Origin of the sequence: Anaerocolumna sedimenticola, from assembly GCF_009931695.1 — a bacterium.
Lineage (GTDB): Bacteria > Bacillota > Clostridia > Lachnospirales > Lachnospiraceae > Anaerocolumna > Anaerocolumna sedimenticola.
The window spans coordinates 1,089,072-1,105,000 of record NZ_CP048000.1; the positions used below are offsets into that span (position 1 = coordinate 1,089,072).

The 15,929-nt window shown below is 37.1% G+C and carries 13 protein-coding genes, 2 tRNA genes and 1 rRNA gene (1 of these 16 only partly in view); 11 read left to right on the forward strand and 5 right to left on the reverse strand.

The features are described from left to right. The first annotated feature begins 278 nt into the window (after positions 1 to 278). The 5 genes from Ana3638_RS04845 (at position 279) to Ana3638_RS04865 (ending at position 5,182) form a co-directional block, all read left to right on the forward strand. Entirely contained in the window at positions 279 to 854 is a 576-nt protein-coding gene (locus tag Ana3638_RS04845) for a TetR/AcrR family transcriptional regulator (RefSeq protein WP_161837027.1), read from the forward strand. Between the two features lie 64 nt (positions 855 to 918). After that, a complete protein-coding gene (locus Ana3638_RS04850; RefSeq protein WP_246240797.1) occupies positions 919 to 2,001 on the forward strand; it encodes an alpha/beta fold hydrolase in 1,083 nt (360 codons plus the stop codon). A gap of 500 nt (positions 2,002 to 2,501) precedes the next feature. Then, a complete protein-coding gene (locus Ana3638_RS04855) occupies positions 2,502 to 2,984 on the forward strand; it encodes a DUF6431 domain-containing protein (protein WP_161837028.1) in 483 nt (160 codons plus the stop codon). Between the two features lie 58 nt (positions 2,985 to 3,042). Beyond that, positions 3,043 to 4,389 (forward strand): DDE-type integrase/transposase/recombinase, encoded by a 1,347-nt coding sequence (locus tag Ana3638_RS04860; protein ID WP_246240799.1) that lies wholly within the window; start codon positions 3,043 to 3,045, stop codon positions 4,387 to 4,389. Beyond that, the gene (locus tag Ana3638_RS04865) at positions 4,382 to 5,182 is read left to right on the forward strand and encodes an ExeA family protein (protein ID WP_161837029.1); all 801 of its coding nucleotides are present in this window, start codon (positions 4,382 to 4,384) and stop codon (positions 5,180 to 5,182) included. The genes Ana3638_RS04860 and Ana3638_RS04865 overlap by 8 nt, the downstream gene beginning before the upstream one ends. 487 nt (positions 5,183 to 5,669) lie before the next feature. Here the strand turns inward: Ana3638_RS04865 and Ana3638_RS04870 are convergent, their stop codons facing one another. Next, positions 5,670 to 6,476: a toll/interleukin-1 receptor domain-containing protein gene (locus tag Ana3638_RS04870; RefSeq protein ID WP_161837030.1), complete on the reverse strand. Its 807-nt coding sequence runs from the start codon at positions 6,474 to 6,476 to the stop codon at positions 5,670 to 5,672. 273 nt (positions 6,477 to 6,749) lie between these two features. Then, positions 6,750 to 7,892, reverse strand: coding sequence for a hypothetical protein (locus tag Ana3638_RS04875; protein ID WP_161837031.1), 1,143 nt, complete (start codon positions 7,890 to 7,892; stop codon positions 6,750 to 6,752). Between the two features lie 552 nt (positions 7,893 to 8,444). Here Ana3638_RS04875 and Ana3638_RS04880 point away from each other — a divergent pair. From Ana3638_RS04880 to Ana3638_RS04905, 6 genes are all read left to right on the forward strand, one after another. Continuing rightward, on the forward strand, positions 8,445 to 8,819 hold the full coding sequence (locus Ana3638_RS04880; RefSeq protein WP_161837032.1) for a hypothetical protein: 375 nt from the start codon (positions 8,445 to 8,447) through the stop codon (positions 8,817 to 8,819). Then, complete coding sequence (locus tag Ana3638_RS04885; protein ID WP_161837033.1) at positions 8,812 to 9,156, forward strand: hypothetical protein; 345 nt, start codon at positions 8,812 to 8,814, stop codon at positions 9,154 to 9,156. The genes Ana3638_RS04880 and Ana3638_RS04885 overlap by 8 nt, the downstream gene beginning before the upstream one ends. An 87-nt stretch (positions 9,157 to 9,243) precedes the next feature. After that, on the forward strand, positions 9,244 to 9,972 hold the full coding sequence (locus Ana3638_RS04890) for a hypothetical protein (protein WP_161837034.1): 729 nt from the start codon (positions 9,244 to 9,246) through the stop codon (positions 9,970 to 9,972). A 1-nt stretch (position 9,973) separates the two neighbouring features. Further along, the gene (locus tag Ana3638_RS04895) at positions 9,974 to 10,687 is read left to right on the forward strand and encodes a P-loop NTPase family protein (protein WP_161837035.1); all 714 of its coding nucleotides are present in this window, start codon (positions 9,974 to 9,976) and stop codon (positions 10,685 to 10,687) included. A 166-nt stretch (positions 10,688 to 10,853) separates the two neighbouring features. Continuing rightward, a complete protein-coding gene (locus Ana3638_RS04900; RefSeq protein ID WP_408609516.1) occupies positions 10,854 to 11,888 on the forward strand; it encodes a hypothetical protein in 1,035 nt (344 codons plus the stop codon). 203 nt (positions 11,889 to 12,091) lie between these two features. Further along, on the forward strand, positions 12,092 to 13,273 hold the full coding sequence (locus Ana3638_RS04905) for a tyrosine-type recombinase/integrase (protein WP_161837036.1): 1,182 nt from the start codon (positions 12,092 to 12,094) through the stop codon (positions 13,271 to 13,273). Between the two features lie 108 nt (positions 13,274 to 13,381). Here Ana3638_RS04905 and Ana3638_RS04910 read toward each other — a convergent pair. The 3 genes from Ana3638_RS04910 to Ana3638_RS04920 all read right to left on the reverse strand — a co-directional run. After that, positions 13,382 to 13,452: transfer RNA gene (locus Ana3638_RS04910), tRNA-Cys, on the reverse strand. A gap of 121 nt (positions 13,453 to 13,573) precedes the next feature. After that, positions 13,574 to 13,645, reverse strand: a tRNA-Asn gene (locus Ana3638_RS04915). A gap of 80 nt (positions 13,646 to 13,725) precedes the next feature. Beyond that, positions 13,726 to 15,929 (reverse strand): 23S ribosomal RNA (locus Ana3638_RS04920); it runs 754 nt beyond the window's last position.

The window sequence follows — 15,929 nt, forward strand, 5'->3', positions numbered from 1 at the left end:
GAAAACTATATGATTATGGCAAGAAAGAATCAAGTAACGAAGGTTCACCAGGCACCCTTTTATTAGAGAAACGATGGACGCTATTTTACCAAGGTAAAGGAATGTGGAAAGACGAAGCAGATACTGGCAAGGGACGAGAAGGAATTATATGATAAGCTCTACAATATATCGATATTGCATTTTAGTGTCTATTTTTCATTTTTATCAATTTACTCTTGACATTGCATTCCATTATTTTCTATTTTATATGTTAGCACCGTTAACTTTAAGGAGAAACTATGAAACAATCATATCATCACACAAATCTTAGAAATGAATTAATTGAAGTTGGAATTAAAATGGTACAAGAAGTTGGAGTGGATAAGCTTTCTTTGCGAAAGCTAGCTTCTCTTTGTGGTGTCAGTGAAGCTGCTCCATATAAACATTTTGCAAGCAAAGAGAATTTGTTGACCGCAATGCAAGAATATGTGACGCAACAGTTGATGAATTGCTTACAAAAAGCTGCTGAATGCACGGAACAAACGAATCCAACCGAATCAATTTTGCACATGGGCAAAGCCTATGTTCTATTCTTTATGAACAATCCAGAGTACTATGCTTTCCTATTTCTTCATTCGAACCTATCGATTAACTTATCCGCCAATGAGAATCTAGAGAGTTATCCACCATTTCAGTACTATAGAAATCAGGTGTTTCAAGTGTACCGTGCACTAGGGTACTCTGATGGCAGAATTCAATACGGACTAATTGCGATGTGGGCAAAAGTTCACGGTATTGTAGCAATCATAGCAATGAAAAATGTTGTCATAGATTTCGAATGGGAACAAGTATTGAATCAGATCTTAATTGAATAAAAGAAAGGATCACTTGAATGATGAAATTATGTAAAAAAACTATCGAAAAAGGAGAAAAATACATATGTGGTTGATTTTAGTAATTGTTGTAATCTGCCTTACAATTATATGTGTGATTTTATTGCCGCCAAGCAAAGGAGAAATCCAGCCGTTTCTTAATGAAGATGATACTGTCATTGATGGAAGCATTGCAGAAAAGGTATTTTTTAAGACTAATGGAACGACATTGGGAATGATTCTAGAAGGAAAAGACGTTTCCAAGCCTGTTCTCCTTTTCTTAGGCGGTGGACCAGGAATACCAGAATATTTTCTGGAACAAGAATATCCCACCAATTTGGCAGATGAATTTGTCGTTTGCTACTTAGAGTACCGTGGGACTTCCCTTTCCTACGATTCCAAATTAGAGAAAAGTACACTTAGCACAAATCAATACATAACGGATGTGGTTGAGGTAACACGATATCTATGCTCCCGTTTTGGGCAAGAGAAAGTCTATCTGATGGCTCACTCCTTTGGTACATATATTGCACTAAATACAATAACACAGCATCCAGAACTTTATGAAGCCTATATTGCTATCTCGCAAATGTGCAACCAATATAAATCCGAATATCTAGCCTATGACTATATGTTGGATTATTACAAAAAGACTGGAAATAAGAAAAAAGTCAAAGCATTAGAACAGTCTGACATCAAAGAATCCGAAGAAGTATTTCAGCAGTACCGTACTTCTATGCTCCGTGACAACTCCATGCATGAATTAGGAATTGGGACAACCAGAGATATGCATTCCGTGATTCAGAATATTCTGATACCATCTCTAAAATGTAAAGCCTACACCCCAATGGAACGACTCAATATCTATCGAGGTAAACTTTTTGCCCAAAAATCTGAAGTTGCAAAAGATGCATGGAGCTTTGATGCATTCACGCAAATTCCTGAAATCCAGATACCAGTCTATTTTCTTGCTGGAGTATACGACTACACATGCTGCTATTCCTTGCAGAAAGAATATTACGAGCAATTAGTTGCTCCGTCCAAAGGATTCTATACTTTTCAGGAATCTGCTCATAGTCCACTCTTCGAAGAACCAAAGAAAGGCTTATATATTATAATTGAGGATGTGAAGCAAAGAGAAACTAAATAAGCGGACTAATCTTTATTAAGATTATGTTCCTCATCCTCAGCAACTGTAGCAAGCAAGAAACAATCGAAATCATTGTGAATGCTCTTTGCGGAATGAATAAATCGACGTACTCATGGATACTCAAACTTTAATTAGCAAAAGAATCCCTAGAAACCTTGAATCATCCATGTTTTCTAGGGATAAATAAAAAGCACGCGACGGGATTCGAACCATAATCCATCCTACAAATACCGAAAAAAAAGGGGGTCATCCACTTCTGATTTATATACACATAATAGTACACATATTTATTGATTGTTTTTGACATTGAGATTTTTCCGAAAGCTACCGAACTTGCCTGTCCATGAATTGTCGAGTATAATGACCATAAAACGACAGAAAGAAAGCATTCCCTTAATGATAACTGTGCTACCAACACAGCGATCGGGAATGCCCTCAAACACCATGATTATTATATCGAACTATTTCTTGGATGACAAGACCTCAAATGATTTTTTTATGTGAGGAGCAGAGAAACCATTCCTTGCCCTGATTGTGAGGCAAAATTAACGGTAATAGGAAGCCGTAAGCGAGGACTGATCGAATACAGTGGCGAGAAAAAAGTATTGATTATCCGTAGACTCCGCTGTCCTGGCTGTGGAAAAATTCATCATGAGTTACCAGACATAATAGTCCCTTACAAACGGTACAGTTCGGAAACCGTAGAACTTATTATCTCGCCTTCCAAAGAACAGAAAGATGACTATCCCTGTGAACTCAGTACCGCCAAACGCCTCAAGATATGGTTTTTCTTGCTCCGTAACTACTTTAAAAATACCTTGCTATCCCTGACTTTTCTTTATGATTATGAGGAAGCATTAAGCAAAGAAATACAATGCCTCCTGTTTCGCTTAAATAACAGTTCCGGTTTTAACGGCTGGCTGAAAAAGCTTGTCCGGTATCTCGTAAATTCCGGCCGGTGGTTACATACCCGTTCTGCGTAGATTCCTTTCCAACGCTTTGTTAGGATACCCTTATCAAAAAAATAAGGAGATCATTATCATGGAAAACAAAAGAAGCGAGGAAATCGCGGCCAACCGACTGAAAATCATTGCACCACTTATGGATACCACACTGGATAAGGAGAAACGGCAGTTATTAAAGGAAGAAATCAGTATCCAGACCGGTTTGTCAGAGCGCACCATAAGAAGATATTTAAATGATTATAAGGAAAAAGGCTTTGAGGGATTAAAACCCCAGAGTCCAGGACGTGGTGGTAATTCCATTATTCCGGAAGAGGTGATACAGGAAGCCATTGCACTCCGGAGAGAAGTTCCGAAAAGAAGTATTACAGAACTCATACGCATTCTGGAGTGGGAAGGTAAAGCGGAGCCGGGATTTTTACGAAGGAGCACCCTGCAGGACCAGTTAAACTACCGTGGGTATTCCAGCCGTCAGATGCGGACTTACACAAACAGTGTAACCGGAGCCAGAAGGTTTCAGAAGCCGTGGCGTAATTATCTGTGGCAGAGTGATATTAAATATGGGATTTATGTGGATGGGAAGCCAACGTATATGGTTTGTTTTCTGGATGACTGTACCAGACATATTTTACATTCCGAATTCTATCCGACACTGGATCAGAAGATTGTTCAGGATTGCTTCCGAAAAGCATTACTTAAGTATGGTGCCCCGGATTCGGTCTATTTCGATAATGGCAAGCAATACCGGACACACTGGATGCAGAGAGCCTGCGGAAAGCTTGGAATCCGGCTTCTCTATGCGCGTCCGTATTCGCCGGAAGGGAAAGGCAAGCAGGAAAGGTACAACCAGACGGTAGATTCCTTTCTTCGGGAAGCACAGCTTGCGAAGCCGAAAAATCTGGAAGAACTGAACCGGCTGTATCAGGTATGGATGGAGGAATGCTATCTTCATAAGGCACACAGTTCCTTACATGGGAAATCCCCTTACGAAGCATATCAATCAGACCGTCATGAACTTAAATTTCTGTCTGCTGAGGCGATAGCGGATGCCTTTCTGGCCTGTGAAACAAGAAAGGTGGACAAAAGCGGCTGTATCAGTTTCCTGGGACAGAAATACGAGGTTGAGCTTGGCCTTTCTATGATACATAAGGAGGTAGAGGTGGTTTATGACGCCGCTGATATTTCTAAGGTTACGATCGAGTGTAACGGAATGCCCTCCTGTACGGCAGTTCCATTAAAAATCGGAAGCCATTCCGGAGAACGTCCGAAATTACCGGAATATCGGAATGCAGTTCCCGTAAAGGAATCAAGACTCCTAAAAGCGGCGGCACAGAAAAATAAGGAGCGTCAGATGATACGAAAGACCGCAATCTCTTTTACTGGAATGAAAACAGAGCAGAAAGACCGAGGTGATGGTAATGTTTGAAGCGTTCTATGAACTGACTGCACCCCCTTTTTCCAGAAGTATTCCAACAGATGCCTTATATATGCCGCAGGAACTCACAGAAATCTTGAACCGGCTCAATTATGTGGCAGAACGCCAGCTTTTTGCTGTACTTACCGGTGACTGCGGCACCGGTAAGACAACGATTCTGCGTAAGTTCAGTAATGACCTGAATCACAATCAGTTCAAGTTTCTATATATTTCGGATTCCAAACTGACACCAAGGAACTTTTACCGTATTCTGCTGGAGCAGATGGGATTTCAAGCAAAGTATAACCGTGGGGATGCTAAAAGACAGCTTCATACGGAAATCGAGATTATGAAAGCGGTTCATGGAATCCAGCCGGTCTGTGTTTGTGATGAATGCCATCTGCTAAGCCGTGAAATGCTGGAAGAGATACGCTTTTTACTGAATGTAAAGCTTGATTCGGTCAGCCCAATGGGGCTGATATTAACGGGACAGACGGAACTGTGGCAGAAACTTCAGCTGCAGGCTTACACTGCAATTCGCCAGCGAATTGATATTCAGAGCGTACTGAATCACTATGACCGTTCCCAAACGGGAACCTATATCCGTCATCAGATGAAGTATGCCGGAAGCACCGGTGAAGTCTTTACTGAAGCCGCTATGGATGCCATCCATCAGTATAGTGCCGGAACAGCCAGAATCATAGATAAAGTATGCACCAGCCTTCTGCTCTATGGAAGCCAATCCAGGAAACGAATTATTGATGATCATGCAGTAAAACTGGTTCTTGAGGGTGAATTTTCCTAAGAAGTACAGAAAATGAAGTTTGAATGTACCGAAAAACATAGAAATATCGAACACGATGGATAGAAAAAAAGAAAGCCGACTGAGGTAATCGATAAGCTCAGTCGGCAGTAATTCCGGTAGCTGACGGACAAAAGTTCCCGTCTGTTTTTGGACATAGGACAGCAGTAATAACAATTGATATTAAAACCATTTTAAATATAGCTGGATGTATTAATTCTATATAAAAAATCTCTAAACCCTTATCTTTTCAAGGTTTAGAGACCATTCTAAGAGGCGACAACCAGATTTGAACTATCAGGCACTTTTGAAAACCGCATAGAAAGGGGATTTCTGAACCCTCTGACATTTTTGCACCTATTTTGCACCTATTATAAGTTAAGTAACATTTAAACTAACATATACAAGAAACGATATAAAACAAGTATTAAATTTTATTTTTTAGAAATATCGGGCGTGCATATTACTAACTAATAATATAGTTTGGTCATTATTTTATTTCATCTAAAAATGCATCTAAAAGATAAGTCCATGATTGCTCATCTACCGTAATATTAAATAATTGCGTTATTTTATTCTTTAATTCTATCATGCTTGCCTTACAATGTGCATCACTTTTGAGAACTGCTCCCATTTTTCTAGTATCAACAGCACACTCATGATACTTCGGATTTCCGAACTCAAAATCTGGTGTATAAATATTGGTATAATCGCTTTGAACTACCCATGCAGCACCCATTTCATTAAGGCATGCAGGGCTTTCTAAATATTTATTTGACCATAAAATAATTACAAATGTGTTTAAATTCAAATTGTTTCTAAGAAAATCATATATATTGTTATCTAAAGGAATTTTATGTAGGGGATGTGATGTATAAATCAACTGATTATTTCTTATTCCCATACCACATATTAACTTTTCTAATGCATCAGCGTACTTCTTATCGTCTGATTTATGACTTAAGAATATTATAGGATTATTTTTCTCAAGTTTAATTTCACTAGATTCCTTGACAACATAATCATTAAATTTTTCTCCAAATTCTTCAATAAGCTTTTTATTTCTATTATGATCTTCTTTATTAGAAACGTACTGATTTGAATGAATTTTACTGATGTTCTCATTATACCAGATACTTATTTGTTCTAAATAATATTTTATACTTTCTATATCTCTATCAGAGATTCCCTTACCTAATCCATCTACAAAATTACCGATATTCCCTTTTGATGAATACTGAGTAATTACACTTTCTATTCCACCGAATTCTAATTCCAGTTTTTTTAACAAATCCATCCTTTAACTCTCCTCATTCTAATTTCATTTATATTTTTAAGAATGATATTGCTATCAATTAACGTGCTTACATAAATTAATTGTATCAGTATTATTAAATAAGTACTCTGCTACTATATCCACTAAATTATTATTCAATATTATCATAAGTTTCCTTATCACTGACTTTAAATACTTTATTATTTTAAAAACTTTACAGCAATGAACGAAAATCTCCATATCTGTATTTTATTTTAAACACTCCATAACCAACAAGGGGTTGTATTTTAGTTATTAGATAGACCAGTCATACTCATCTGTATATTCTTCATACTCCTCATCGTATATGTCATCTACACCGTAGTACTCTCTCTCTTCTGGCGTCATGAGGTAAGCATATTTTTCCCATAAATTTAGAGAATCAGTAGATACATCTACATTATTAACCAAAAAGTCAGTCCCTGGTATAGCTACATTAATCATAGTGCCGTTATTAGTTTTAAAAGTATATGCTGATATATAGTTAGAATTAACATCAGTCAACTGACCCCAGTGAAGAGGACTACCTTTGTAACTCTTAACTATATCAGATGGGTATCTAAATACTGTACTCTGGCATAAGGTTTCACCTATCATATAAGCATCATAGAATTTATCCGCCAATAATTCATCTAAACCTTCATGATTATCCATTTTATTGAGTTTTGTTAATTGACTCATTCTTTGTTTAGCTATCTTGTCAAAAACTTTATTACCTACTTTTAAAGTATTCATACACTCAGGGTCTTCCGTTAGGTTATTGTGTAATTTAATAGTCTCTTGTGCTAATTTAAATTCGTATGCACTTGACTTGTATCGTTCTTTCAGACTAATAGTACTTCTTTCCTTATTTAATTCAAATAAAAATAGTTTAGTCTGTTCATTTAAGATACCACTTTTCACACTATCGTACTCTTGTTTATACTTATCTTTAATATTTGCGTATTTCCAATTTAATTCTTTATCTGTAATAGTAATCTTAGTAGTTAATGTTACTGCATTAAACTGTGGATGACTAATCTTAATTTTTAAAGTTGTAGTTCCCATCTTTTTAGGAGATACTACAATATGTTTTCTACCTGTTGACTTGTTTTCCTCAGTTTTTACTGTTATCACTTTTTTATCATAAGTAAAAGTATAAACTTCTTTATAACCTGTAGATAGCATAGCATAAGACATATCATAAAACGTCTTACCACCTAAAGTGCCTGCATTGTACTTAAGTGGTATTTTAATTTCAGAGCTCCAAATCTTATGCATTGGAAAATAAAGTTTGTCTTTATTTGATTCAGTAACATAGACTTTAGTTGCCGCCTGTGCTTCTGTTGCATACAAAGGGGATATTACACCCATAATTACTAATACCATTGCTAATAAAATCATATATAATTTCTTCACACTATCTCCTCCGTTTTCTTTAACCCTATCAGTACTTTGATATAAATATTGAACCAGTAAATCAATCAAACTACAATATGGTAAATATTGTACCATAATACCATAAGATGGACAACCATATTAATAATAACAATTATTAGCCGATAAAAACATTCTAAAAAATATTTATAAATTAATTCTAAAAAATATTTATAAATTAATTTGACAAAATAATGCTCTACTGATACAATATAAATGTGTTATAGTTTATATAGCATAAAAGAAGAACCAATTAAGCGACATTTCTATTTTTACATATATGAGAAGTGAACTTAATTATACGTTGAATGTTATTAGTACATGATGTTTATGTGCTTACTTAAAAAACAACTTATAATTGGGTGCACTTCTTTTTTTGTGCGCTCTCTGTCTTAAAAGTTAAAGGAGGCGACAAGATCAAGTATAAAAATTGTAGAAACTTCTTCTAGAAGATAAAATCACGGCTGATTTAGAAGAGAATTTATTAAAGAACAGTTATTGTATCTAAAACATAATCGTGAAAGGAGTAAGCGAATGAAAAAAAAATTGACCTTTAATATGTTACATAAGTTCATTTCAAAACAAGTATCTAAAGGTAGAACTTTATATAGTTCTAATAATTTTAGATTACAGATTTACGGCACATCTAATCCATGCACCATCCTAATATCTTCCTACGATAGACCCATGGTGAAAATTCAGTATGATACATATGGTATTTTTACTCTGTTTTTTCAAAAGAGAGACATTCCTAATGAAATCGGTTATACAGGTTATCGATTACATGAAACAGACCCTATCGACAAGTTACTTGCTAAAGATATTCTTAACAATTATCCAATAGCAAAAGAAGTATATGAATACTTAATAACTTTACTTAATGAAAGAGAGGATAAACAAAATGATTAAACCTACTGATTTTATATTCAATTTTCCCCTTATAGCACGTTCAGAAACAGCGACTGCCGTAAATGCTTCTGTCTATTACAACTATATTAATGGTAAACCTGACGGTGATACCCCAGCTGGTATTAAGGTAGAAGTCGTACTTCCTAATTTTAAGTACGAAAAATTAATTGTAAAACTTGAGGGTATAAAACACCCTCTAACACCTGAAAGCTTTGAAGTAGATGGCACAACTTACAAAGTTAAATTCTCCCCTGATTTTCAAGCTAAATTTTATAGAACATCAACTGGGGAATATTCTTTATCTTGTAAGGCTTCAACAGTAGAGATAGTAAAATAGCCTTATGGCTAACACAACATTCTTAAATATCAATCGACACACAAAATGCACCTCCTCTATATATCTGGAGGTGCAAAAGGAGGTCAAATGAATATTATAAATCAACTTTATAACCTTGCAATACAACTATTTAATGACAAGAAATATATAAAGCTATCCTTGTTATTATTAGGTATTATTTTGTCCGCTGTATGTACAGGTTTTGTACTTTACATGATTATATCACTGATAGTGACACACCTTATAGAAATAGTTACTACCATTGGTGGAATTATCATCTTTTTTTCGGTTCTTATCAATTTCTTTTCCAAAAAGAATACAGAGGTAGAGCCTGTAACATCGGTAATGGATTATGACCCTATTGTATTGGAATCGACATACAGTTTAATTAGAAAAAATCTTGCGGTAATTATATCAGATATAAGTGAGATAATCAAACTCAAGAAGCCAGCTACGGTTATGCAAATGGACGCACCATCTCATTATGATATTGTGGGTAATGTTCCAATATACCATTATATGTTTTTTAAACTAACGGAGAAAGCGGATATAGATGTTATAATGGGGGTTTTGCAAACAACAATAACCCAAAGATTAGAAAGCAACTCCTTTGAGGGAATAACACAAAGCCGTTTTTTATACAATTCCGCTTCCTATCCCTCTATTCTTGTTGATAACGTTATTGATACCGGCAGCTTTATACAGGTGGATATTGCAATAGCAAGTGAAGCTTATTGCCGTCATCGTAAACAGCGTTTATACAATACAATAAATAGTGGAAATATGCACAGCAACGTCAGTGATAAGGATTTTTAAAATGGGTATACAATTATTTTTAAACGAACAATACCTTTCCTACCATATTAGGCAGAATGTGGAATGGCAACCAGAAAAAGCTCCCCATGCAGTTATATTCGGCGCCACCGGCTCTGGTAAAACATATGCCACCAAGTTAATACTAGGACGTATATCTTTACATATTAGCAATTCGCAAATATATGTTTGTGATTACAAGGGGGATGATGATTTTTCATTTTTATCTGGTACATCACGCTTTTATCGATTTCAGGATTGTTCAAAAGGATTGGATAATTTTTTTAAGCGGTTTCAGGACAGGCAATCAGGTTTAGATACTTCTCGGAACATGATTATTTTATATTTTGATGAATGGGCATCCTATTGTAATAATTTAGAAAAGAAAGTGGCAGAAGAGGAAAAACGAAAGCTTGCAACCTTATTAATGTTAGGTCGGTCATTCCACGTTCACATCATTATTGCACAACAGAGAGTAGACGCTGTATATTTTAACTCTGCCAGGGATAATTTTAATCTGGTCATTGGCTTGGGTAACCTGTCACAGGAAAGTAAGGATATGCTTTTTCATGAGTTTAAAGAGCAGATGAAGCCTGATAGAAAGCAAGGTACAGGCTATATGTTGACCAATGGAACTGATTTTACCCCCATACAAGTACCTACCATAAATGATAGGGAAAAACTACACAATTATATAAAAATGGCTGTAACCAGATAATTATGAATACCTAGGTGCGAAAGACGTACGGAGTGTAAGGCTTTTGCACCTAGGGGAACGCAAAGCGTTCCGAACAGAAGTTGTCTAGTATTACCACAACTTCTGTGTCAGTGTCAAAAATAGAAGAAACCCTTATAAATCAATGGATATGGCATGCAGTGTAATCGTGTCGGCTCTGTGCCATAACATAAGAAAGGCGGTATTTCAAATTAAAAAAGATAATTATAATAACAGACGTAATCGTAAGTATCAATTAACTTTTAATAATCCTGATAAGCATAAAAAAACATCTCATCAGTCAATTAAAGAAACCCTTAAACAATGGGAAAATCTCATATATTGGTGTATGGCAGATGAAATAGCGAAAACGCTACATACCCATTTATTTATCCAATTTAAAAACCCAATATATTTTTCTAGTATAAAAAAAGCATTTCCTACTGCACATATAGAAGAAGCACAAGGGACTGCAAAGGAAAACAAATTATATATAATAAAAGAGGGTAAATGGGCAGAAACTGAGAAAGGCACAACTAACTTAAAGGATACTTATGAAGAATGGGGTACTATTCCTGAACAAGGTCAGGGAAAACGTAATGATTTAATGAACCTATATCAAATGATTAAAGATGGTTACTCCAATGTGGAAATATTGGAGAATAATCCTGATAATATTTTAAATCTACAACACATTGATAAGGCAAGACTTGAAATACTATCTAATCAATATAAGTCAGAACGACGGCTAAACCTTGTAGTTACATATGTATCTGGTAAAACAGGTTATGGTAAATCCAGACATATATTAGACTCTCATGGCGATGCTAATGTATATCGTGTAACTGACTACAAACATGCCTTTGACACCTATAACGGAGAGGATGTAATTGTATTTGAGGAATACAGAAGTGATTTACCCATAGGAAACATGTTGAATTACCTTGATGTATATCCCTTACAATTGCCTGCCCGTTATAACAACAGACAAGCATGTTACAATTTTGTCTATATCGTATCAAATTGGAAATTGGAAGACCAGTATTTCAATATTAAAAATGAGCAACCTGAAACCTATCAGGCATGGCTTAGAAGAATTCACAAAGTTAGGGTATATACTGCACCAAATACATGGAATGAATATCAACCCCATGATTACCTTTATGGGTTTCATCCAGTAAATGACATGGAAACCCCTTTTTAAATAACTAATTTCTACTGGGGTTTAAAGGTTATAAATAAAAATATCAAATACAAATATAAAAACAAAACATCTGAAAATCTATAAAATTCCCATAATAACAAATAAAAAAAGAAAACCACAAATCAATATACCCACAAATCTACTGTAAAAATCAAATTTCTTAAAATAGTAACCTTACCCCACTATAAAGGATGGTGGTGTAAATGAAAAAATTAAATGACTTCGACACAGCTTTATTTAATTCCTATGCAAATACTGATAATCTGTTTCATCATTTAGCTTGCTATGGTATAATTGAATTGTCAGAGGTTTCAGAAAAAATATATATAATGAAAAAGAAAAAAGTTGAAGCTGTACATAAGAAAAAAATCTATACCAGAAAGGATGGTCGCATATTTACAAAGGTTATTGAAAATGGCAAGGAAAAACAGGTTATTGGTAAAGATGAAACTGAACTATATACAAAACTTTATGATTTTTATTTTGGTGAAAGCAATTCAAGCCTTGAAGATTTATATCCTCAATGGATGGAATGGAGAGAAAACGAATCGAATGTATCCAAAAAAACTGTAAAAGAAAATGGTTATGTATGGAATACTTTTCTTAAAGAAAATGCTATAACTAAAGTACCTTTGAAGCTTTTAAAACCAAAAGATTACATCAAGTATTTTCGTGAAGTTACAAAAGGCGGAGCAATCACACGTAAACGCTTTAATGATATGAAAAGTGTGATGAATGGTATTATCTATTATGCAATAGAAAGTGAAATAATTGAACATAATTATTTGCGTGATATTAATTACCGCCAGTTTCAATATAAGTCAGAAAATAATAATATAATACCCTTTAACGAAATAGAACGTTTAAAGATTATAAATTATTTACCTAATGATGATTTATATTCCCTTGCTATTAAGCTGGACTTTCATCTCATACTAAGAATTGGAGAATTAAAAGGATTAAGATGGGATGATATTAAAGGAGATTTTATCTATATTCAACGCTTTGTAAATGATAAGAATGAAATAGTGGACGATATAAAAGGTCATAAAGAAGAGGGAAAGCGATACATTCCATTAACGAATACCGCTAAGGCTATCTTAAAACGGATTAAATTATTAAATCCCAATAGTGAGTATCTATTTATTCTAAATGGTAAACCTTTAGCAACCTGTACATTTAACAGGCGAATAAAAAAATGTTGTTCAGAAATTGGGATTGAATACCGTTCCTCTCATAAGGTAAGATTTTCAACAGCTTCTATCATGTATAAGAATGGTGTCGGTACTCCTGAATTACAGAAAATGCTTGGACATACTACACTTACAATGACAACGCATTATCTACGTTCCGTAACACCGGAGGATGATACTTTACAAAAATGAATACAGTCTTAGGCTAAAACGGCTTGCACCAATTTGCACCTATGATTTTAAGATAGTAAAAATGCTTCAAACCCTTGGTTTATAAGGATTTGAAGCACTAACTAAGAGAGGCGACAACCAGATTTGAACTGGTGATCAGGGTGTTGCAGACCCATGCCTTACCGCTTGGCTATGTCGCCATATATATATTACTATTGTATTATAACAACTAGTTTTTTATTCGTCAAGCCATTAAAATCTGTCTAGTAGCATTAACACTTGTTTAATTTATATTAGCCATTTAATGTCTTGAAATAAAAACTCCCCGAGTTGGGCTCGAACCAACAACCCCACGGTTAACAGCCGTGTGCTCTACCATTGAGCTATCGAGGAATAACTACATTTGATAATATCATCCAACAATCTGAAATCTTTCGATTTTCTAGAAATTAGTATTCATGAACAAATACCTTATGGTCAAGCCCTCGACCTATTAGTATTAGTCAGCTCCATGTGTTACCACACTTCCACCTCTAACCTATCCACCTTGTCGTCTTCAAGGGGTCTTACTAGCTTATGCTATGGGATATCTTATCTTGAGGGGGCTTCACGCTTAGATGCCTTCAGCGTTTATCCCTTCCAAACTTGGCTACTCGGCCATGCACTTGGTAGTACAACCGATCCACCAGCGGTTCGTCCAACCCGGTCCTCTCGTACTAAGGTCAGCTCCTCTCAAATATCCTACGCCCGCGCCGGATAGGGACCGAACTGTCTCACGACGTTCTGAACCCAGCTCGCGTACCGCTTTAATGGGCGAACAGCCCAACCCTTGGGACCTACTACAGCCCCAGGATGCGATGAGCCGACATCGAGGTGCCAAACCACTCCGTCGATGTGAACTCTTGGGAGTGATAAGCCTGTTATCCCCAGGGTAGCTTTTATCCGTTGAGCGATGGCAATCCCACTTTATACCACCGGATCACTAAGTCCTACTTTCGTACCTGCTCCACCCGTCGGTGTCGCAGTCAAGCCTTCTTATGCCTTTGCACTCTGCGAATGGTTTCCAACCATTCTGAGAAGACCTTTGAGCGCCTCCGATACCCTTTCGGAGGCGACCGCCCCAGTCAAACTCCCCACCTGACATTGTCCACTGCCCGGATCACGGGCACATGTTAGAAATCCAATACTGCAAGGGTGGTATCCCAACAGCGGCTCCACCACGACCGGAGTCGTAGCTTCTTTGCCTCCCACCTATCCTGTGCATGCAATACCGAATCCCAGTATCAAGCTAGAGTAAAGCTCCATGGGGTCTTTCCGTCCTGGCGCAGGTAACCAGCATCTTCACTGGTATTTCAATTTCACCGGGTGCATTGTCGAGACAGTGCCCAAATCATTACGCCTTTCGTGCGGGTCGGAACTTACCCGACAAGGAATTTCGCTACCTTAGGACCGTTATAGTTACGGCCGCCGTTTACTGGGGCTTAAGTTCAACGCTTCGGATTGCTCCTAACATCTCCCCTTAACCTTCCAGCACCGGGCAGGCGTCAGCCCATATACTTCACCTTTCGGTTTTGCATAGACCTGTGTTTTTGCTAAACAGTTGCTTGGGCCAATTCTCTGCGGCCTGTATTGCTACAGGCACCTCTTCTCCCGAAGTTACGAGGTTATTTTGCCGAGTTCCTTAACAATGCTTCTCCCGTCGGCCTTAGGATTCTCTCCTCATCCACCTGTGTCGGTTTACGGTACGGGCTTATGAAAAACAATAGCGGCTTTTCTTGGCAGTTAGCTCACCAGCTTCCCTACTTTAAGTTTCGGTCCACTTAACGTCTTCGTATTATCAGACGGATTTGCCTGTCTGACTACTACCCCGCTTGTACCGGTCTTTCCATTCCCGGCTCTGGCTTTCTCTCTGCGTCCCCACAGTTCTGTTTTCATAAGGTACAGGAATTTCAACCTGTTGTCCATCGACTACGTCTTTCGACCTCGCCTTAGGTCCCGACTTACCCAGAGCAGATCAGCTTTACTCTGGAAACCTTGGATATTCGGCCTAGAAGATTCTCACTTCTATCTCGCTACTCATTCCGGCATTCTCTCTTCTTAACACTCCACGTCTCCTTCCGGTAACGCTTCGTCGCAGTTAAGAATGCTCCTCTACCAAAACCTCTGCCCTTCAGATAACCGGAAATAATCCGTAAGGATTATTTCTCATGGCTGTCTGAAAGACAGACATTTTCCACAGCTTCGGTGTCGTGTTTTAGCCCCGGACATTTTCGGCGCAGGACCTCTCGACTAGTGAGCTATTACGCACTCTTTTAATGTATGGCTGCTTCTAAGCCAACATCCTAGTTGTTTTCGAAATCCCACATCCTTTTCCACTTAACACGCACTTTGGGACCTTAGCTGGTGGTCTGGGCTTTTTCCCTTTTGACTACCCAACTTATCTCGTGTAGTCTGACTCCTGATCATCATCTGTATGGCATTCGGAGTTTGATAATCTTCGGTAAGCTTTGACGCCCCCTAGGATATTCAGTGCTCTACCTCCATCAGACTAAATCAAGGCTAGCCCTAAAGCTATTTCGAGGAGAACCAGCTATCTCCGGGTTCGATTGGAATTTCTCCCCTACCCACACCTCATCACCACCCTTTTCAACGGATGTGTGTTCGGTCCTCCACCACC

Bases quoted from the DNA above. Each gene is read 5' to 3' on its own strand.
- Ana3638_RS04885 (WP_161837033.1), top strand. From the start codon at position 8,812: ATGATTAAACCTACTGATTTTATATTCAATTTTCCCCTTATAGCACGT.
- Ana3638_RS04860 (WP_246240799.1), top strand. From the start codon at position 3,043: ATGGAAAACAAAAGAAGCGAGGAAATCGCGGCCAACCGACTGAAAATC.
- Ana3638_RS04850 (WP_246240797.1), top strand. From the start codon at position 919: ATGTGGTTGATTTTAGTAATTGTTGTAATCTGCCTTACAATTATATGT.
- Ana3638_RS04895 (WP_161837035.1), top strand. From the start codon at position 9,974: ATGGGTATACAATTATTTTTAAACGAACAATACCTTTCCTACCATATT.
- Ana3638_RS04870 (WP_161837030.1), bottom strand. From the start codon at position 6,476: ATGGATTTGTTAAAAAAACTGGAATTAGAATTCGGTGGAATAGAAAGT.
- Ana3638_RS04905 (WP_161837036.1), top strand. From the start codon at position 12,092: ATGAAAAAATTAAATGACTTCGACACAGCTTTATTTAATTCCTATGCA.
- Ana3638_RS04890 (WP_161837034.1), top strand. From the start codon at position 9,244: ATGAATATTATAAATCAACTTTATAACCTTGCAATACAACTATTTAAT.
- Ana3638_RS04880 (WP_161837032.1), top strand. From the start codon at position 8,445: ATGAAAAAAAAATTGACCTTTAATATGTTACATAAGTTCATTTCAAAA.
- Ana3638_RS04865 (WP_161837029.1), top strand. From the start codon at position 4,382: ATGTTTGAAGCGTTCTATGAACTGACTGCACCCCCTTTTTCCAGAAGT.
- Ana3638_RS04845 (WP_161837027.1), top strand. From the start codon at position 279: ATGAAACAATCATATCATCACACAAATCTTAGAAATGAATTAATTGAA.